Origin of the sequence: Clostridium sp. LIBA-8841 (assembly GCF_034439435.1) — a bacterium.
In the GTDB taxonomy this organism is placed as follows: domain Bacteria; phylum Bacillota; class Clostridia; order Clostridiales; family Clostridiaceae; genus Sarcina.
Window position 1 is genome coordinate 769,139 of sequence record NZ_JAPCKJ010000001.1, and the last position, 20,404, is coordinate 789,542.

The 20,404-nt window shown below is 29.1% G+C and carries 19 protein-coding genes and 1 riboswitch; of the genes, 1 reads left to right on the top strand and 18 read right to left on the bottom strand.

Annotated features, from left to right (window positions below; translation table 11 throughout):
* Nucleotides 1–36 precede the first annotated feature (36 nt).
* The 15 genes from OIF33_RS03255 to OIF33_RS03325 all read right to left on the bottom strand — a co-directional run bounded on the left by OIF33_RS03255 (nucleotide 37) and on the right by OIF33_RS03325 (nucleotide 15,059).
* Nucleotides 37–1,284: a replication-associated recombination protein A gene (locus OIF33_RS03255; RefSeq protein ID WP_322502791.1), complete on the bottom strand. Its 1,248-nt coding sequence runs from the start codon at nucleotides 1,282–1,284 to the stop codon at nucleotides 37–39.
* 194 nt (nucleotides 1,285–1,478) lie between these two features.
* Nucleotides 1,479–2,381 (bottom strand): GGDEF domain-containing protein, encoded by a 903-nt coding sequence (locus OIF33_RS03260; RefSeq protein WP_322502792.1) that lies wholly within the window; start codon nucleotides 2,379–2,381, stop codon nucleotides 1,479–1,481.
* 314 nt (nucleotides 2,382–2,695) lie between these two features.
* Nucleotides 2,696–3,127: an MOSC domain-containing protein gene (locus tag OIF33_RS03265; RefSeq protein WP_322502793.1), complete on the bottom strand. Its 432-nt coding sequence runs from the start codon at nucleotides 3,125–3,127 to the stop codon at nucleotides 2,696–2,698.
* Between the two features lie 3 nt (nucleotides 3,128–3,130).
* Complete coding sequence (gene moaA, locus OIF33_RS03270) at nucleotides 3,131–4,102, bottom strand: GTP 3',8-cyclase MoaA (protein WP_322502794.1); 972 nt, start codon at nucleotides 4,100–4,102, stop codon at nucleotides 3,131–3,133.
* 83 nt (nucleotides 4,103–4,185) lie between these two features.
* Nucleotides 4,186–5,199: a molybdopterin-binding protein gene (locus OIF33_RS03275; protein ID WP_322502795.1), complete on the bottom strand. Its 1,014-nt coding sequence runs from the start codon at nucleotides 5,197–5,199 to the stop codon at nucleotides 4,186–4,188.
* A gap of 110 nt (nucleotides 5,200–5,309) precedes the next feature.
* Nucleotides 5,310–5,906: a molybdenum cofactor guanylyltransferase gene (locus OIF33_RS03280; protein WP_322502796.1), complete on the bottom strand. Its 597-nt coding sequence runs from the start codon at nucleotides 5,904–5,906 to the stop codon at nucleotides 5,310–5,312.
* Nucleotides 5,907–6,052: 146 nt separating this feature from the next.
* A complete protein-coding gene (glp, locus tag OIF33_RS03285; protein ID WP_322502797.1) occupies nucleotides 6,053–7,273 on the bottom strand; it encodes a gephyrin-like molybdotransferase Glp in 1,221 nt (406 codons plus the stop codon).
* Between the two features lie 316 nt (nucleotides 7,274–7,589).
* A riboswitch (molybdenum cofactor riboswitch) is annotated at nucleotides 7,590–7,828 on the bottom strand.
* 72 nt (nucleotides 7,829–7,900) lie between these two features.
* Entirely contained in the window at nucleotides 7,901–8,389 is a 489-nt protein-coding gene (gene mobB, locus OIF33_RS03290) for a molybdopterin-guanine dinucleotide biosynthesis protein B (protein ID WP_322502798.1), read from the bottom strand.
* Nucleotides 8,390–8,640: 251 nt separating this feature from the next.
* Entirely contained in the window at nucleotides 8,641–9,864 is a 1,224-nt protein-coding gene (locus tag OIF33_RS03295) for an NAD(P)/FAD-dependent oxidoreductase (RefSeq protein WP_322502799.1), read from the bottom strand.
* 1 nt (nucleotide 9,865) lies between these two features.
* A complete protein-coding gene (locus tag OIF33_RS03300; protein ID WP_322502800.1) occupies nucleotides 9,866–10,279 on the bottom strand; it encodes a 4Fe-4S dicluster domain-containing protein in 414 nt (137 codons plus the stop codon).
* A 12-nt stretch (nucleotides 10,280–10,291) separates the two neighbouring features.
* Nucleotides 10,292–12,370, bottom strand: coding sequence for a molybdopterin-dependent oxidoreductase (locus OIF33_RS03305; RefSeq protein WP_322502801.1), 2,079 nt, complete (start codon nucleotides 12,368–12,370; stop codon nucleotides 10,292–10,294).
* 154 nt (nucleotides 12,371–12,524) lie between these two features.
* Nucleotides 12,525–13,289 carry a TraX family protein gene (locus tag OIF33_RS03310; protein WP_322502802.1) on the bottom strand — a complete coding sequence of 255 codons (765 nt, stop codon included), beginning with the start codon at nucleotides 13,287–13,289 and terminating at the stop codon, nucleotides 12,525–12,527.
* Between the two features lie 408 nt (nucleotides 13,290–13,697).
* Complete coding sequence (locus OIF33_RS03315) at nucleotides 13,698–13,967, bottom strand: RidA family protein (protein ID WP_322503252.1); 270 nt, start codon at nucleotides 13,965–13,967, stop codon at nucleotides 13,698–13,700.
* Between the two features lie 83 nt (nucleotides 13,968–14,050).
* Nucleotides 14,051–14,581: a PH domain-containing protein gene (locus OIF33_RS03320; RefSeq protein WP_322502803.1), complete on the bottom strand. Its 531-nt coding sequence runs from the start codon at nucleotides 14,579–14,581 to the stop codon at nucleotides 14,051–14,053.
* Nucleotides 14,582–14,885: 304 nt separating this feature from the next.
* Nucleotides 14,886–15,059 (bottom strand): hypothetical protein, encoded by a 174-nt coding sequence (locus tag OIF33_RS03325; protein ID WP_322502804.1) that lies wholly within the window; start codon nucleotides 15,057–15,059, stop codon nucleotides 14,886–14,888.
* 330 nt (nucleotides 15,060–15,389) lie between these two features.
* Here OIF33_RS03325 and OIF33_RS03330 point away from each other — a divergent pair, with 330 nt between their 5' ends.
* Nucleotides 15,390–16,004 (top strand): hypothetical protein, encoded by a 615-nt coding sequence (locus OIF33_RS03330; protein ID WP_322502805.1) that lies wholly within the window; start codon nucleotides 15,390–15,392, stop codon nucleotides 16,002–16,004.
* 67 nt (nucleotides 16,005–16,071) lie between these two features.
* Here the strand turns inward: OIF33_RS03330 and OIF33_RS03335 are convergent, their stop codons facing one another.
* The 3 genes from OIF33_RS03335 to abc-f all read right to left on the bottom strand — a co-directional run bounded on the left by OIF33_RS03335 (nucleotide 16,072) and on the right by abc-f (nucleotide 20,069).
* Entirely contained in the window at nucleotides 16,072–16,497 is a 426-nt protein-coding gene (locus OIF33_RS03335; RefSeq protein WP_322502806.1) for a hypothetical protein, read from the bottom strand.
* A gap of 228 nt (nucleotides 16,498–16,725) precedes the next feature.
* Nucleotides 16,726–17,607, bottom strand: coding sequence for a GNAT family N-acetyltransferase (locus OIF33_RS03340; protein ID WP_322502807.1), 882 nt, complete (start codon nucleotides 17,605–17,607; stop codon nucleotides 16,726–16,728).
* Nucleotides 17,608–18,053: 446 nt separating this feature from the next.
* The gene (abc-f, locus tag OIF33_RS03345; protein WP_322502808.1) at nucleotides 18,054–20,069 is read right to left on the bottom strand and encodes a ribosomal protection-like ABC-F family protein; all 2,016 of its coding nucleotides are present in this window, start codon (nucleotides 20,067–20,069) and stop codon (nucleotides 18,054–18,056) included.
* Between the last annotated feature and the right edge of the window lie 335 nt (nucleotides 20,070–20,404).

Consider the following 20,404-nt stretch of genomic DNA (forward strand, 5'->3'; position numbering starts at 1 on the left):
TCTCATGAAAAATCTAAACTCCTCTTAAAATTAGATTTATTTATTCTTAATATTCTTCCAATATGCCTTTATACTTCCCTCGTATTTATTGTCTTTAGGCTTATAATATTCTTTGCCTTTCATATTCTCAGGCATGTACTCTTGTGATACATAACTATTTGGATAATTGTGTGGATATAAATAGCCACCTACCCCTAAGTTGCTTGCTCCACTATAATGAGCATCTTTTAAATGTTTTGGCACATCGCCTGCATTAACTCTCTCTAAATCACTTAAGGCACTATCTATTGCAACGTATGCACTATTTGATTTAGGAAGAGTGGCTAAATAAATTACAAGTTCTGATAATATTATTCTTGCCTCAGGTAATCCTATCTTTAAACAAAGATCTATTCCACTATTTACAACCTGAAGGGCATTAGGATGAGCAAGTCCTATATCTTCAGCTGCAATAACCCCTAATCTTCTGACTATGCTATCCATATTTCCACCTTTAATAAGCCTTGCTAAATAATGAACAGCTGCATCAGGGTCACTTCCTCTTATACTTTTTTGAAGTGCACTTAATAAATTATAATAATCATCTCCAGATGCATCAGATTTTAAATTAGATTGTCCTAATTCTTCTATATAATCCTGAGTTAATACAATATTCTCTTTGTTCTGAGATTTAATGCCTAATTCTAATACTGTGTAAGCTTTCCTAACATCTCCTTGAGCTATTTCTCCAATATATCTTAGGACATTCTCCTCAATAGAAATCTTATAACCTTCCTTTTCTAGCTTACTAACAGCTCTTTCTAAAGCAATTATTATATCCTCTGTACTTACAGGTTCAAAAGCAAATATAGTACTTCTACTTAATATAGCCTTATGAATTGCAAAATATGGATTTTCCGTAGTACTAGCTATTAAGACAACTCTTCCATCTTCTATAAATTCAAGAAGAGCTTGTTGCTGCTTTTTGTTAAAATGCTGAAGCTCATCTATATAAAGTATTATTCCTTTAAAGTTCAATAAGTTATCTATATCTGAAGTAATACTTTGTATTTCTTTTATTGAAGATGTGGTGGCATTTATTTTATAAAATTTTTTATCTGTATAATTTGAAATTATGTTGGCTAAAGTTGTTTTTCCAACTCCAGGGGGACCATAAAAAATACAGTTCATTATATTTTTATTTTTTATAAGCTTATTTAGGGGAGTTCCCTCTCCAATAATATGCCTTTGACCAACCATATCTTCCAAACTTTTAGGTCTCATAACATCTGCTAAAGGTCTCAACTTTGATAACTTACCTCCTTTCTTAACTTCATCTAATAATATCTTTTCATTTACCTAAGATCCTATTTTATTTTTTCTTAGGAGTACAATTTCACTAAGTTCTACTTCATAAGTTCAAGGTACCAAATTGGAAATTTGAACTTTCACTTAAAACATAGCCTAATTTTAATATCTTATGTAAATATATTAACTTGCTAAAACATAATTTTGTTTCTTCCTGTCATTTTAGCATTATAAAGTTTATTATCAACATGTTTTATTATATCAGATATATCCTCTTTTTTTGAAATTTCAAATAGTCCAAAACTAGCTGTTAGTTTTATTTTTATATCACCATAAACGAAGTCTTCATTCTCAACTACTTTTCTAAGTTTTTCTGCTACATTAATTCCCTTTTCTTCATTAGTATTATTTAAAATAATTAAGAATTCTTCGCCTCCATATCTACCAACCCAGTCACTACTAACTCTAATATTTTTTTCTAAAATATTAGCAAAATCTTTTAATATTTTATCTCCAATCAAATGCCCATATGTATCATTTATATTTTTAAACCAGTCTATGTCTGCCATTATTATAGTTGTAGGTATGCCTCTATTTAAATTTTTATCTATTTCTTTTGAAAGCCTATGATTTATGTATCTTCTGTTATAAATTCCAGTCAAATAATCCTTAACAAGATTTTCTCCAATATTACTCATTTTTATATCTAAATATGTAGTTTCTCCACATTTGTCTACTATCTCACCATTTTCTGTTATATCTTTCAAAACTTCAACCACATATCTTTTCCCCTCAACTTCTATTGGAGAAGCTATAACCAAAAATATTTTCCCCACATTGTGCTCTAACTTAACAAAGGTATCATTCTCTAAATATGCCTTTTTAGCTATACAGTTACTACACCTTGAGTTTTTTTTCCATATATCATGACAGTTGACCATAGAAAAATCGCCCTCAAAGAGTAACTTATGATTACAATTTTCATTAATATGATCTGAAATAACTTTCTTTTTTATGGGGTCTACCACTCTAATAGCATCATAAAAATTTTTAAATATAGATAGCCTATCCTTAATATCCAATACAATGTCCAATTAATCGTCCTCCAATACTTTAAATTAAGTATAAAACCTTATTTAAAACAAAAAAACTAAATATGAAGCAAGCTTTTAATAAATACTTGCTCTCCCTAAAAATTACTTTTTCCAATATACACACTATCTATTAGTAATTATACAACAAAAAAGATTCTAATAAAAAATATTAGAATCTTTAATGTGTAGGTATTCTTTTTTATACTCTTCACAGCTTACGAATCAGTCCTTTATCTGGTAATTTTTCCAACATGGTACCATTTCACTGTTTTAAGTGAGTATTGATTTTTAGCTAACCATTCAAATCTAACTATTTATTTTAAAAGTTCTACTTCTTCATCTAAAGATATGATTCCACCTTTTAAAACTTTAGTAAAGACACCATATGCTGGCATTATACATCTTCCTACTTGATAATATATAGCACATTTATCGTGGCATTTTTTCCCAATTTGAGTTACTTCTAAAATAACATCACCAATTTTTATTTTTTGCCCTATAGGAAGTTTATTTAATTCTATTCCATCTACCACTAAGTTTTCTCCAAAAGCTCCGAAATCTACATTTCCTCCATCTGCTCTGAAGTCCTCTATTTTTTCAAAAGCTAATAAACTTACTTGTCTATGCCACTTTCCTGCATGAGCATCTCCTTTAATTCCGAAATCCTCTATGAATTCAGCTTCCTCAACTTGAAATTTAGCTGTTCCTTTCTTTTCACTTATACAAATAGCTCTTACCTTGCTCATGTCTTATCCTCCTATTTCATACATAAATCTTTTATCTTCATCTTTTTCTTTCACTTTAAAATTATGTTTCTCTGGCTTGTCATAAATACTTTTTTCGATTATTTCTCTAAGCTCTTCATCACTTATTCCGGCTCTAATCTTATCCTTTAAGTTAACCCCATATTTCCAATGAAGACATTGCTTCATAAAACCCTCTGGTGTAACTCTTATTCTATTACAATCTTCACAGAAACAGTCACTTATAGCACTTATAAAACCAACTTTTCCTTTAAATCCATTTATATTTATGTATTTAGCTGGCCCATTTCCTCTTAAAGTTTTCCCATTATCTAATACTTCTTTTTCTTTTTTTATGATTTCTAAAACTTCTTTATTAGTAACTCCCTTAAACTTTTTACCTTCTCCAATAGGCATAAGTTCTATAAACCTAATATCTATAGGATCTTTTTCTGCTAGGTTTACTAAATCTAAAATCTCATCTTTATTAAAATCCTCTAATATAACAGTGTTTATCTTAACTTTAACATTATTTTCTAGGCATTTCTTTATTGAATATAGTACCTTATGTAAAGTTCCTACTCTTGTTATTTCATTAAATCTATTCTCTTTTAATGTATCTAAACTTATATTTACTCTTGTTAATCCATTTTCACTTAATTCTTTTACATTATCACCTAATAAAATCCCATTAGTAGTTAGGCAAATCTCTTCAATACCTGGCACTTTATTAATATTTTTAATTAAATCTACAATTCCTTCTCTCACAAGAGGTTCTCCCCCTGTAAGTCTTACCTTCTTTATTCCAAGAGCTGCACATTCCTTAACAATCCTTAGGACCTCATCTAAAGTCATAAGCTTATTATTTTCGATGAAATTATTATGTTTCTCATCCATACAATAAGCACATCTTAAATTGCATTTATCAGTTAGAGAAATCCTTAAATAATCAATTTCTCTTCCATACCTATCCCTCACTTTTTCACCTACTTTTTCTACATAATAAACTTGATTTTCTAAAAATCAATATTTTCCTAAAACAAAGCCTCTTTCTTAAATAATTACTTTCCAAAAGAGCAATGTGGGAAAGTGCATACTGGACAGTTTAGGCAAAGTCCTCCATGTCCATACTCTGCAATATCCCTTAAAGTTAATTTTTCATCTGCTAAAACTCTTGGAAGAACTAAATCTAAAGCTGTTCTTTTTGCATACATAGCACAGCTTGGAATTCCTATAATAGGAACATCATTATAATATGCTAAAAGAAGCATTGCACCTGGTAGTACCGGTGAACCATATGTTACTAATTCTCCACCACATTCCTTTATAGCTGTTGGAGTTACATCATCAGGATCAACTGACATTCCACCTGTACAAAGTATAAGTTCAGCACCTTCATCTAATGCTTTTTTTATTTCCTCAATAATTCTCTCCTTATGGTCTGGAAGAATAACTTGTCTTTCCATTTCTATATTAAACTCTTTAAGTTTATCCTTAAGAACAGGACCAAAGGCATCCTTTATTCTTCCACTATAAACTTCATTCCCTGTAGTTATGGCAAAAGTCTTTTTCTTTTTTATATCCTTAACTTCTATAAGCTTATCTTTTATTAAATTTTCTGCTTCAATTATTTTCTTTTCATCTATAACAAGAGGAATTACTCTTGTAGCTCCTACCTTATCTCCTTTTTTAACTGGAAAGTTTCCATGTATTGTAGAAACTATTATTTCCCCTAACATATTTAACTCTAATAATTTTTCTTTATCTATTTTTAAAAGCCCATCTTTATTAGCTATAAACTCTATTTTACCTTCCTTTATTTCTCCAAAACTTAATCCTTCTCCACAAACTAAGTCTTTTAATCTTTCAGCAGCCTCATTTTCATGAAGCATTCCTTCTTCTTTCTCCCATACGTAAATATGTTCTTTACCTATAGATAAAAGTTTTTCTATATCTTCTTCTCTTATTACATGTCCCTTTTTAAAGGCTCTTCCTTTAAATTTACCTGGTATTATTTGAGTTACATCATGAGATAATATTGTTCCAACTGCATCTTCAACTCTTATTTGTTTCATAATTCTCTGTTATCCCCTATTATTTAAATCTCTTAGTAGCAAATATCTATTTAAATAGTTTGGATAACAATCCACCTCCCCTTAATGTTCTTTATATAATAATAAATCTTTTACTCTTCTCTATTTTCTATTAATTTTTCATACTCTTCAACGGTATTTATATTATAAAAATTCTTTTCTTTCTTGTCATTTATTTCTCTTAATGAAGAAAAATCATCAATTATTTTAGTATTAAAATTTAAGCAAGTTTTTATTAGCTTATTATTATTTCTTAAAAGTTCTCTCTCCATAAGTTCTTTACAAGTTTTTTTGTATATAGCACAAAGTGGTTGGAGTTTCCCTTCCACCTTAGGAATTAAAACCTCATAGTCATCATTTATACTTCCTAAATAATTAACTACATTTTTATTTATAAAAGGCATGTCACAGGCAACAACCAAACAATAATCTGTTTTTATATAGTTTAAGGCTGAATGAATTCCACTTAATGGTCCCTGAGAAGGATATATATCCTTAATAACCTTAAGCCCTAAGCCTTTATAATCCTCCGGGCTGTTAGATATTATGATTATTTCTTCATAATCACTTAAAGCATTAATTATTCTCTCTATAAAATAATTATTTTCATACTCTAAAAAAGCTTTATTTTTATAATTCATCCTACTACTTTTTCCGCCTGCTAAAATAGCAGCAGTCTTTCTTATCACCTTTAACACACCTCCTTAAATTATCACTTTCTAGTTCCGCTTTAAGCTAATATTGATTTTTAGATAGAACTGTAAGACCATCTTAATGAGCAGTCAGGTCTGAAGGGCTAGCTAAAAAGCAACATTCACCTAAAACAAAACATAAACTATAATTTTATTATGTTTACTGTTTCTCCAGCATTTAATCCTTCATTTCCAGCCTCAATTTCTATTAGGCAATTAGCATTTAAAAGGGAACTTAAAATTCCATTTCCACTCTTAACCTGAGTTATGTAAACCTTACCTCCACTTTCATTATAAACTATATTTCCTCTTAAAAACCTTCTTTGTGGACTTTTCTTATTAAAAGAATCCATTAAAACTCCCTTTTCTCTTTTAATACATACAGATTCTTCTTCTCCTTCTAATTTCTTAAGAACTGGTTTTCCTAATAGTTCAAAGGTTGTTAAGGCTGCATTTGGATTTCCTGAAAGGCTTATTAAAAGCTTATCTCCTCTTTTACTACAAACAACAGCAGAACCTGGTTTTATTTTTATCTTCCAAAATAATTTTTCAAAACCTAAATTCTCAGCGACATCTTGCATAAGGTCCTTATCTCCAACTGAGGCACCTCCAGTGGTGAAAACCACATCAGCTTCCTGAAAAGCTTCTTCTATTGCCTTTCCTATGTCTTGAATATCATCTCCAACATGCTCCATTAATAAAACATCATATCCTAGTTCTTCTATTCTTCCACTTAAACTATATAAATTGCTGTCATATATTTTTCCAGCTTTTAAAAGGCAATGTATATCACACACTTCATCACCAGTACTTACTATAGAAACTTTTGGCTTTCTATATACATGAACATTAGTTATTCCTGAACTTGCCATTATACCCAAATCAGCATAATCAAGCCTTTTTCCTTTATCAATTAAAAGCTCTCCTTCTCTTATATCCTCTCCCATAAAGGAGATATTTTCACATACCTTCATCTCTTTAAATATTTTAACTAGATTCCCATTTCTATACGTTTCTTCTTGTTTTAAAACACAATCTGCTCCCATAGGAATTGGAGCTCCCGTCATAATTCTAGCGGCTTCACCTTTTCTAATTTCTCTTTTAGGCCACATTCCCGCAAATATCTCATCTACTATTCTAAGTTCTATAGGATTTTCTCTTGATGCTCCCTTAGAATCTTCTGATTTAAAAGCATACCCATCAAAAACTGATTTATTAAAGGGAGGATTATTAATCTTCGATTTAACATCACTATATAAAACTCTCTTTAAAGAATTCTTTATACTAACAACCTCACTTTTTAAAGCCTTAGTATGCTTATTTAATGTTTCAAGAGCTTCTTCTAAAGCTATAAATTTTTCCAAAATATCACCATCCCTTTAAAAATAAAAATGCTTATTATCTTTGTTATAGTAACAAGAATAATAAGCATTAAATAGTCTTCTTTAGACTATAATATTAAAACTTTAGAAAACATAATAACAAATAAAATTTTCAAAATTAAGTGGTCTTTGTTTATTAATTAAAGAATTAAAATGTTATTTTAGTTTTATTAGCAAGGTTTATTTGTAATCATTCTTTAATCATAAACAGTTAAATCCTTCACCAAATAATATAATTATTAATACAGTGAATTTTTAAGCTCCTTACTTTGCAAATTTTATGCACGCTTTTTAGTTTCAAAGTTTTGCTTATTCTCCTTCCCAAAGTACGTGGAGGCAAAGTTTTTTCAAACCCTACCCTGTGGATTACTAAAACTAAATTTTATAATAAAACAAAATTATTATAATTATTTTTCTTATATGTAAGTGAAATCAAATTACTTAATAAACATATAAAGCTCTAATATTTTAGTAATCCAGGCTTAGAAATCATAGGTATTTTCCCTTAGACTTATAAGCTTGGAGAATTAAGTTAGGTTTTAATATGATATTTCTACCTAACTTAATTTAATATTTTATATATAAGATATGTCTTTTAATACCTCTATTTTAATCAAAATCTTCAGTTACAAGATTTGCAATTTCTTCATAGTCATTTAAATTAACAACTTTAACTCCATCTAATGATAATGGAACATCACTAGCAACTCCTATAAGTTTTTCCTTTGGAGTTATTATCTCAGTGCTAATCCCTTGTCTATATACTTCAAGCTTTTTATAATGACTATTTTTATAACCTTCTATTATTATAAAGTCAAAATCTTCAACTTGCCTTATAAGCTCTTCTAAAGGAATTTCTTCCTCTAATTCTCTTATTAAAGCCATTCTTTTCTTAGAGGAAATTATAACTGCCTCCGCTCCTGCTTTTCTATGACGCCAAGTATCTTTTCCTTCTTTATCTATATCAAATCCATGGACATCATGTTTTATGGTAGCGACACTCTTTCCTCTTTTTTTAAGTTCTTTTATAAGCCCTTCTATTAAAACAGTTTTTCCTGTATTAGAGCAACTTGCAACCACATTAATAATTTTAGCCAAAGCTCTAACCTCCTCCTAACAAAGCTTATATAAAAGATTATATAAACCATATTTACTTAATAGAATTATAGCTCTTTTTTTCTGTTTTAAGCTATTGTTGATTTTTAGATAGAACTGTAAGACCATCTTAATGAGTAACTAGTATTGCATTATTCTGGAGTAGATGATAGCAATACTTTGCGATATTAAGCTAGGTCTGAAAGTCTAGCTAAAAATCAACCCATGCTAAAACAGAGCTCTACTTTTAGCCACTAGTAAGTGTATTCTAAGTTTTCTTTTATGTTGAAGAAGTCTGCATAATCAACTTCAAATAATGGCTTTTTAACTCTTGAAACATTTATCTTTTCTTTTATAAGTTGAGTTAAAACTCCAGCGTAAGATAAATCTCCTTGAATTATTGCTCCATATATCTTTCCATCTTTATGAATTATCTTCTTATAGTTTTCTCCATCAATCTCTATTTCTTCTACATAAGAATCATCTGGAGAATTTACATTTCCTAAAGACATTGTTGTAAGACCTAGGAAGTTCATTGTATTTTTGCTACCAAAGAAATCTTCCATGAATATCTCATTTCCAGTCATATTATTAGCAGCTATTATACCTTCTTTTACTGCTGTTGGCCATATTGGATTTCTTCCTGTAATATCTCCTGCACCATAAACGTCTCTTGTGTTAGTTTCACCTTTTTCGTTTATTATTAAACCAAACTTATCAGTTTCAACTCCACTATCCTTTAAGAAGGCTACATTTGATCTTACTCCAGTAGCAACTATTATAAGTTCACAAGGAATTTCTTCTCCTGTATTTATAAGTAATGCTTTTGGATTATTGTTTTCATCAACAATAACTTTTTCCGCTCTAACACCAAGTTTTAAGCTTACTCCTGCCTTTTCAAATCTCTCTTCATACTTTGAAGAAGCATATTTATCAAGTTGTATAGGAAGAACTCTATCACCCATTTCAACTAAAGTAACATTTAGTCCTTTTCCTACAAGGCCAGCAATAGCATCTATTCCTACAAGCCCTGCTCCTAAAACAACTACATTTTTAACCTTTTCTGCCTCTTCTTTTATTTTGATAGCATCATCTAAATTTCTTAATCCAACTACATTATTAGCTCCTCTTAAATTCTCTATAGGAGGAATAAATGCTGAAGCTCCTGTAGCTAATAATACTTTATCAAATTTAACTTCTTCTCCATTTGAAAGAGTTAAAATATGTGCCATCGGGTCTATTGAAGTAACCTCAAGACCTTTTTTCCATTCTATATTATATTTTTCAAAAAAGTTTTTGTCTGTGAAATCTAAAGCTTCAACATCTCTATGTCCGCTTATATAATGATGTAATATACATCTTGAATATACATTTTCATCTTTTGATATTAATATTATTTCCGCATCCTTATCTATTTCTCTAAGAGTTTTTGCTCCACTTATTCCAGCGGCTGATGCACCTACAACAACATATCTCATATTATTCTTCTACCTCCTCTAAAGTTATTGCTCCCATTGGACATTTTGCAACGCATTGAGGAGTTCCTTCTGGTGTATTTGCACACATATCACATTTCATTATATATTTATTCATTTCATGCTCAGCTTTTAAAACACCATAAGGGCATGCCATTACACACATAAAGCAACTTGCACATCTTGACTTATCATAAGTTACAAAACCAGTCTCATTATCTTTTTTCATTGCTCCACTCATACAAGTATAAACACATTCTGGTCTATCACAGTGTCTACAGAAAATAGGAGTATATTTACCTTCACTTGTTATAGCTATTCTACTTCTTGTGTCCTCTGAATCATGTGCAACTATACAAGCAGTTGTACATGTTAAACATCCTACACATTTATCTCTATCTATTTTTATTCTTTTCACAGTAAATCCCTCCTACTTTCTAACCTTTTCTATATTAACTTGAACTGTCTTATATGAAGGCTCCTTTGAATAAGGATCAAATATAGATGGTGTTAATGCATTTGTTTCTATGTAATGTATTGGTGCATATAACTCTTTTTCCTTAACATTATCAGTTAATCTAGCAGTGAATTTAGATGTAACTCCATTTGATGAATGAACTAACACCTCATCATTTTGCTTTATGCCAAGCTTTTCTCCATCTTTTCTGTTTATATCTATATAAGCCACTTCTGGAACTATGTTAGTTACAGCCTGGATTTCTCTTGTTCTAGTTTGAGTATGCCATTGTCCTACTGTTCCTCTTCCTGTATTGAAGTTAAATGGGAACTCTTCATTTGTAGCAGTTGGATTTTCAGCTACATCTTCAAATACAAATTTAGCTCTTCCACTTGGAGTATAGTATTTTCCGTCTTCAAAAAGTCTTCTCTCATCTGACTTTAATTCTTCTCCTTCTCTACAAGGCCATTGAAGTCCCTTAGAACCTCTTAATCTTTCATAAGATACTCCTGTAATATCACAAGGCATTCCTTTACTACATTCTCTTAGAAGCTTGAAAGCATCCTCTGGAGTTCTCCATTTATCTAAAAGGCTACCCATTCCTAAAGCTTCTCCAATTCCTAAGAATATTTCATAGTCGCTTAGTTCTCCTTCTTCCTTTTCTAAAACAGGAACTAAGGCAGAAAGTCTACGCTCAGTGTTTATTAAGACGCCTTCCTTCTTAATTGCAGGAACTGAAGGTAGGTATAAATCACATTCACTTGAACTGTCTGTATCTTCATATATATCTTGAACAACAAAGAAATCTAAGTTTTCCATAGCCTTTTTAAATGTTTCATTATTAGTCCATGAATGTCTTGGGTTAGTACAAACTACCCATAGTCCTTTAATTTCACCCTTGTTTATTCCATCTATAATTGCAGGATAAGGAAGAGTTGGTTTTGTTGGAAGCATTTCTTCATCTATATCTAAAATGTCAGCAACAGCTTTTCTTCTTTCCTTATTATCATATTCTCCACCACCATAAAGACCAGTTGTATTACTAAATGCTCTTGATCCCATAGCATTACATTGACCTGTTAGAGAGTTAGCACCTGTACCTTCTCTTCCAATGTTTCCTGTCATTAAAGCTAAGTTTATTATGGCTTGGGCTGTTCTAACAGCTTCATAACTTTGGTTAACACCCATTGTCCACCAGAATGAAACTCTCTTTCCTTCGTGGATTATTTTTGCAAGTTCTAAAACTCTCATTTTAGAGATTCCAGTTTTCTCTTCAACATCTTCTAAAGTATATTTTTTAACATGTTCTTTGAAATCTTCAAAACCTTCAGTATGGTTATTTATATACTCTTCATCTATCCATCCTTTTTCTATAAGCACGTTTGCTAAAGTATAGAAAAGAGCTAAATCACCCTTAGTTTTTATGTCAATCCACATATCTGAGTTCATAGCTGTTTCAGATTTTCTTGGATCTATGGTAATTATTTTAGCATCCTTATTTTTTCTAACTCTTCCCCAAGCTATTGGATGAGCTATAACTGGGTTTGCTCCAATAAAAAATATAGTATCTGAAAGCTCTAAATCATTTAATGTATATGGCGGTGCATCAAAACCAAAACTTTGCTTATGAGCAACAACTGCTGTAGCCATACAAAGTCTAGTGTTACCATCACCGTTAATTCCCATATAAGTTCTTCCTACATGCCCTAAAAGAGCCATTTCTTCTGTTGGTAATTGTCCTGTGCTTATGTAAGCTACGCTCTCTTTACCATACTTTTCTTGAATGGCTGTCATCTTTTCAGCAAATAGATTAAATGCTTCATTCCACTCTATTGCCTTTCTTTCTCCATTTTCCATTTTAACTAAAGGCTTTTTAGACCCTTTAAATTTAGTGCATTGTTTATCTAAATTAAGTCCTTTTATACAAGAAAACCCCTTATTAACTGGATAATGAGGTGTAGGAACCACTTTTTTGATCTTACCATCTTCTGTGTAAAAATCTATATTACATGCAAGTGCACAATAGTTACATGTAGATTGTACTCTTTTCATACATTTTCCTCCGTTCATAAACATAACCAAACATTGTTAATTTTTTATCATACTTAATTGGATTATATCATTATGTTTCCTAAAATAATATGATAATTATCACGCTTTTTGTGTATATTATGAGAAAACAATGCTTGCACCTGTTTTTATTTTATCAAATACAGTATTTTAAATATCCTAACAGTAATAAATGTAAGGGATAAAATATATAAAATGTCCATTTAGTATTTTTACTTACCCCTAATTTTCCATTATATTGAGCTAGTAAAGGAATTGTAAGTAATAATCCTAACTGATAAAGTTCCCACCACCAAAGACTATTATTAATATTAACAAAACTTATGATTGGGCTACACAGCATACCAATTGAAACTATTAAAAAACCTATAATTTGGTTTTTAAACTCTCCATGATTTGCCCCAAAAACTAAAGTCCATAAAACTCCAGTATATCCCCAATCCCCTCCTATTGAAAATATACATATGATAAATATAAAAATTAATTTTAAGCATATATTGATTTTTTTATTATTCCAAATATTAAGAGCAATTAGTCCTAAAAGAAGAGTAAATATAACACTAGTGGGAAATTGTATTTGTATTCTTATACCATCATTAAAAGAAATGGGTGGCACCCCCGTTGCAAAAAAGAAAAAAGCATAATGAGCTATTATTGTAAAAATTGAAAGCCTCAATATATACCTTCTTATATTACTAGTTTTATAATATCCCTCTGCTATAAAATAACACATAATAGGCATTGTAATTCTTCCTATTCCATACATTAATTGCCCCATAAAACTTTCTTTAGGAACAAATACCACTGCAGTATGGTTAAGTACCATAGCCAAAATAGCTATAAACTTTAAATTATTAGCACTTAACCCTTTAGATATATATCTCTCATTTACATACTCCATAATTACCTCCGCATACCTTTTGTATTTTTATACAATTATAACTATATTTTCTAAATAAAAAACGAAGATAATTCTAAAGACTTTCTAAAGTTTTTTTAAATTTAGTATCTGTTTTAAACAATTATATACTATTGTGATATAGTTGTTTATTAAACTAACATAATGAATAATCTAACATTATGACGAACTAAAGTCCAGCAAGGATTGTTGCTGAACTTTTTATTCTAAAATACAATACATATAGATTATGTTATAGGTCTTATTTTTAAATAGTTTTTATAAATTTACTCTTGATAATCATATAGTTATTTAGAAACGCAATTTATATATAGTTAGCTAAAAATTTCAATATTTATAATTAAGCTAAACTTTAAATTCTACTGCATCAAGTTGAAATTGAAGCCCCTCTTATCCTACATAATGAGAGCTTTCTGTTTGTATTGATTTTCGTGCTGGATACTCGCCGTTAAATCTTTCCTTGATTGCTTTTTCCATCACATGTATATTCCAAATATCTCTAAATAAGCAATCAATCTTTACCACAGATTCTAAAGTTAAGCCGATTGCTTCCAGTCGTTCATTTAACTGGTCTAAGACACCATTAATTTGATTTTCAATTGGTTGATCAATGTTACCCACACAATAACTTATGAAAACAAAATCGCCAGCTTCAATAATTCCAAAGTTCGTCCACTCCTCATTTACATCACTTCTTACAAAGTTTCCTTATATAGTTTTCCTCCTTATAAATACAGCCTAAATTAATGAATCAAAGAGCTTTTAGCTTTATTAACTTCTTCATTTGAAATAATATCTTTTTCTTTTAGCATAGTAAGGTTTTCAATTTGCTCTGTAAGGCTAAATCCCGTTCTTAACTTTTTAACACTCTCTTCTTCTCTTTCCTTTGAAGTTTTAATCATTGAAAATATCTTTCTAAGAGATGACTCAGTTATTTCCGCAATCTCTAAGACCACTTCCTCGGAACATATTCTTATTTTTCCATAGCCAAAATCAAAATCACTCTCTATGTATTTAATTTGACTTAAAATAATTTCTTCTTGCTTTGTTTCTCCATAACGTTTCTCCACATATATAAGTCTTGAAGTCGTAAAAATTATCAACACATTGCTGTCCCCATATAAATCTGAAATAAAGTGTTGAACATTTTCTCCTTCCGGAAGCCCTTTTTCAAATTCTTCTAGTTCCTTATTGCTCTCTCTTCTCTTAATACTCTCAGTAAAGAAATCTTTTTTTGATTCACTCTTCCTTAATCCCTCTCCAAAACTTCTCATATCACAGCCCCCTTTTATTAACTATTTATTAACCATTATAACATTATATGGAATTTAACTGAAATACTTCATTTAAATATAGCTCACTATTAATGTTTATTCATTAGGACCTATTTATTATTTCTAAACCCTAGGCTTATATCATTTTTCATTTAATTCAAAAAGTCTTTGTGTTGGAAGATTATATTTAAGCTTAACAATGCCAGTCCTTCCATCTCTACACTTTGCAAAGTTAAGTTCTAAAACATCTTCATTTGAAATTTTCTTATCCTCTTTAGATTTATAATAACCCTTTCTAAAAAGTTTAATTATTATTTTTTTTTAATAGATTAATATTTGGGTTAAGCTTTTCAGTAGAACAGGGTTCCTCATTTGAGCTCACCCCTCTTTGCTTTTCAGCAGACTGCTTTTTTCTATTTGAATCTAACCCCATTTCTAAAGCCTTTTTTTGATTAAATCCTAAATAATTAAACTGCATAATTTTCCCTCCCAAAATAACACCTAAAAAATTTATACATTCTTATGTTAAACTCTCTTTCACTATATAAATACTTTTAACTTTGCCTTTCAGCTGTAAAAATCTTAAAAAAATTTATTTTTGTGATTTCTACCAAAAAAAATTCTGTAAAAATAGTCACGCACAAACTACTTTTACAGAATCTTTACTCTCTGAATTTATAATTAGCTTTACATAAATAATTCTTTTTTCTAATATATATGAACTTAAGTATTAGTACTATTGTTCATAATGCATTATAATAACATTATGAAAAAAATTACATAAGATTTAAATCTTAAGGAGAAAAATATGAAAAGAGTTAAAATCAAAGATGTGATGAGCATTTTTAAAAATGTTCTTTTAGGAAACAAAAGAAACATATTTCTTATATGTCTTTTAAGTTATTTTATACTATATGTATTATCAATAGGATCAATAAAAATAGCTAATTTAATTTTCAATCTTTTCGTTATTGCACTTACTATTGTAATAGATTGTGGTGTTATAGCTTCAATAGATAAGTGTTCTAAGGAAGATATTAAATTAAGCTTTAAAGACATTTTTATTTTTAGTAAATCTAAATTAAAGTTAGGGTTATTTTGGTATATACTTATAGCATTTTTAAATTCTATGTTAGGAGTTGTAATAGCAGCTCTACCATTTAAACCTACAATAATGGTCTTAAGTTTATTATATTTTTCAATAACTGCCATAATAACTCCACTTATGATTATATCAATATCAGGACATACTATAGTAAATAAAAAGAACTACATTTATGTTATTTTTGCAATGATATTTATTATTTGGGTTAATTTCCTTCCTTTTGTAGGAGAAATACTAAACTTTTTAATAAAACCTTTTATAATTCTTTATTTAATATCTTTATCTGAAGCAGAAAAAAAAGCTATAAATAACCTTTAAATTTAATAAATAAGGTATTATCAAATTTTTAACTTTTGATAATACCTTATTTTTGTTAATCTATAAATTAAAATAATAAATAAACCGAATATATTAAAGCTAAAATACCTAATACCTTTAAATAACTTTCATACATATCAGACATATTATCTCCACTAGAATCTTTTAAAGAAAAAACATGTTGAATTTCAAAAACAAATCTTGTAAATTTCACACAAAGAATTCCTATAATACTTAACGCTATTATTGCAATAACCTTAGAAATCATTAACTCTTTGAAATTCAAAGCTCCTACAATTAAAAGAATTAAGAAATATACTGCTAAAATACCTATTTCTAAATTTTTCTTTAGCTTTTCTTTATTTCTCAAGTTAATTTTCACATCATTACTTACTTTTTTATAATCATCAAATTCTCTACTAAAACACTCTGCGCTTTTACAGATTAAATTTTTATCTTCGTTTACCTCTCCACATCTTCTACATACTTTCATAGAACCTCTCCCCAATCCACTATATACCTAAATTTTATAATATAAAATTTAGTATATGTTTCTCTATCTTTTAATTTAACAATATATTTACACACTTGAAATTAGGCCATATCTTAAACTAGTGTTAATAATATAGTATATAAGTATTGAATTGTAAAATAAAAAATATCGTATATTCTCTTTTGAATAATACGATATTTTAATTATATTTAATGAGTATTTTTCAAGTTAGTTTCTATGCCAATAAAAAGTATAATGTGAATGTTGTTTAAAACCTATAGACTTATAAAAATCACTGTCTGAAATAACATATGCTTTTTTAGCTCCTAAATTATATGCTCTTTTTAATCCTTCCATAAGAACCAACTTAGCAATCCCCCTATTACGATACTCTGGAATTGTACATATAGGCTCAACATAAACATAATCAGTTTTCTCGCTATACCATAAGCCACAATATGCAACATATTCATCACGTTCATTTTTAGCTATTACATGTAATAAAGAATTTAAATGTGGTGCTGATAACATTCTCTTTTGCTTATTGATAGTTTCCTCATGAAGTGGTGCCTGTCCTTCATGATTAAATCCTTTCCATAACAACTCATGGTGTTTATATAAATCATTTTCTATATTAATATTTTTTAATTCTATGCCCTTAATTGGAGTTAAATTAAAATCCATATCCTCTAATGTGAGTTCAAGTATGTTTTCAGTTTCTTCACACTTAGAAAAACCATAACTTTGTAATAAATTTAAACTACTAGTATCTGTATTATTTACAGCAATACCAATTCCATTTTCATCACTAAAAGTTTCAATACTATATTCTAGCATCTCTTTTTCTAGCCTCTCAAACCCAGATTTCACTCCAAAAAATCCTTCTCCTAAATAGTGGTCATATGTTGCCACACCTATTAACTCTTCATCACAAAACCATAATCCAATCTTGTCTACTAAATTATTATTAAAGTCTGGATGATAAAACATCCATTCCCATCTTGCCCAATTCCAATTTATATGTATGAGATTATCTTGAGATAACTCAATGAAAAAATCACAGACCCTATGGTAATAAGTATCGTCAAATTTTCTAAAACTAATTTTCATCTTATCATTCCTCTCATCTAAAATAACTAAAGAGTAAATTTAAAAATAATTCTATACCATACAAATTCCTATATATAACCTAATTAATTATACCATTATTTTAAAATATATCCTGTTTTTTCTATTTAAACAAACTGCTAATTTATGCAATAATTTCAATATATATGTTAACAAAAATAAAAGTGATTGTATCAAAATAACTTATAAATAAAACTTATAAATAGTATGAAGAGAATATCTGAATAAGCTTTAGAATTTAAGCTATTACGTAGAAGATTTTACGTTAAAAAGCGAAACTGTTTGACCGAAGGGAGTTTTTCGCTTTAGTAAAATCTTCGGAGTAATTGCTATAAATTCTTAGTGAAATTCAGTAATTCTCGGAATATATTTATAAGTTTTATATTAGAGTTTTGATACAGCCCCTTTTATAGTAGTTGTCTACAGTATTAGCTATTAAGACTTAGCCAAACTTCCATAACTTTTTCTAGCTCTTCCATTAACTCTTCTTTTCTAGAATACAATCTATCAAGTTCTTCATAATGTATTTCTGGGTCAGCCATAGTTAAGTTAATTTCTTCAATTTCTTTTTCAAGTGTTTGGGCCTTTGCTTCAATTCTAGCTTTTTCAGCTTCCTTCTTTTTAGTTTCATCTATGATACTTTGCTTCTTAATCTTTTTATTATCTTCATTCCTCTTTGACTTATTAACTTTTTCAAGTTTATTTTTAGCCTGATTTTCTGCATTTATTTTTAATTCTTCTTGAAGCTCTTTATAGTAATCATAATTACCAGCATAGCTTTTAAAACCATGATTTTCAATAGAGACTACTCTTTTACTAATTTTATTAATAAAATATCTATCATGAGATATAAATAAGATTGTTCCTTTAAATTCTTCTAAAGCCTCTTCAAAGGTTTCTATTGAATCTATATCAAGATGATTTGTTGGCTCATCTAGGATTAATAAATTTACGTCCTCATATAGAAGCATAGAAAGCTTTAATCTTATTCTTTCCCCTCCAGATAAATTCTTAATCTTTTTAAAAACACTATTTCCAAAGAACATAAACTTTGACAAGTATTCACGAGCCTTTCCTTCTAATATAAAAATATCATCTCTAAAGGCTTGAAGAACAGTAAGATCCTCATTGTTAAAGGTAATAGCTTGAGGTAAATATCCTACTTTTACATTAGAGCCAAATTCAACTATACCTTTATCAGGAATTTCTTCCCCTAACAGCATTTTTAGGAAGGTAGTTTTACCACTTCCATTAGGTCCAATTAAGGCTACTCTTTCACTAAAATTTATTAATAAATCAACATCATTTAAAATAACCTTATCCTTAAAGACTTTAGATAGTCCTATAGCCTTTATGGCCTCATTACCTGATCTTTCACTGTCTTTAAAGCTTAGCCTCACAGTCTTTCTTTCAAACTTTGGTTTTTCAGTTCTTGCATATTTACCTCTAGTTCTATAACTACTATTTCCTTCAGTATCACTATTTTGCATTTTCTCAAGCTTTTTTTGTAAACTGGCAGCTCGTTTAAAGAATTTATTATTATCTGCCCTCATTGCCCAATCTCTAAGATCCTTTATAGTATTTTGTATATTTTTAATTTCCTTTTGCTGTTCCTTATATTTATGAACTTGCTCAAGGAGATCTTCTTCTTTTTGCTTTACGTAATCAGAGTAATTACCTTTATAAGTCTTACTTTCCATATCTTCAATTTCTATAATTTTTGTTACTACATTATCTAAGAAGTATCTATCGTGAGATACTATAATTACAATACCATTATAGCCTTTAAGATAAGCTTCAAGCCACTCAATAGACTCCATATCAAGATGATTTGTAGGTTCATCTAGTAGTAATATATCTGGTTTATCAATTAAAAGCTTCCCTAATATAACTGTAGTTTTTTCACCACCACTTAATAAATTAAATTCCTTATTTAAAAAGCTTTCAGTAAATTTTAATCCAGTGCAAATCCTAGCTAATTTCTCTTCAGTATTATATCCATCCTTAACCTCGTAAACCTGTACTAAGTGACTATACTGCTTTAATGCTTTATCTAGGTTATCCCCTTCTAAATACTTCATTTCTTCTTCTAGTTCACGCATCTTATTTTCAATGCTATAAACTTCATGAAAGGCTAGTTTTAATACATCAATAACCTTTATACTATCTTCATATTGAGGGATTTGCTCAAGATAAGCACAAGTAGCCTCCCTAGGCTTATTAATAAAACCTTCATCATATCCTGGACTTGTAGCTCCTGGATATCCCACACAATAATCCATAGGTAAACTTCCTGCAATTAACTTTAAAATAGTGCTTTTCCCACTTCCATTAACTCCAACTATACCAACCTTTTCCCCCGAATATACTTGAAAGTTTATATCCTTAAGCACAAGAGTTGCTTCCATATATTTTTTCACATTAATTAACGACAATTCAAACATAAATATTCCTTCTTTCATCCATTTTTCTTTAAATCTCCAAATAGATAAGGAAAGAAGCTTCCTAAACTTTATAATTTATTTATCTTAAAAACTAGGTTCCAAATTAATAACTATAAAATCATAAAACTATACCAAGGAGCTTAACCCCTTGTTTATTTACACTATAAAATTCTATATTAACTATTTATTCTTTTCATATTTCAATTATTTGATAAATAAAAAACTGTAAGAAGATTAAATCCTCCTACAGTCTGAAAATACATTATTATCCTATTAGTTTTAATGATAAAGCTATATCCTTATTAATTTTAGTTCTTAAAAATTATACATCATAG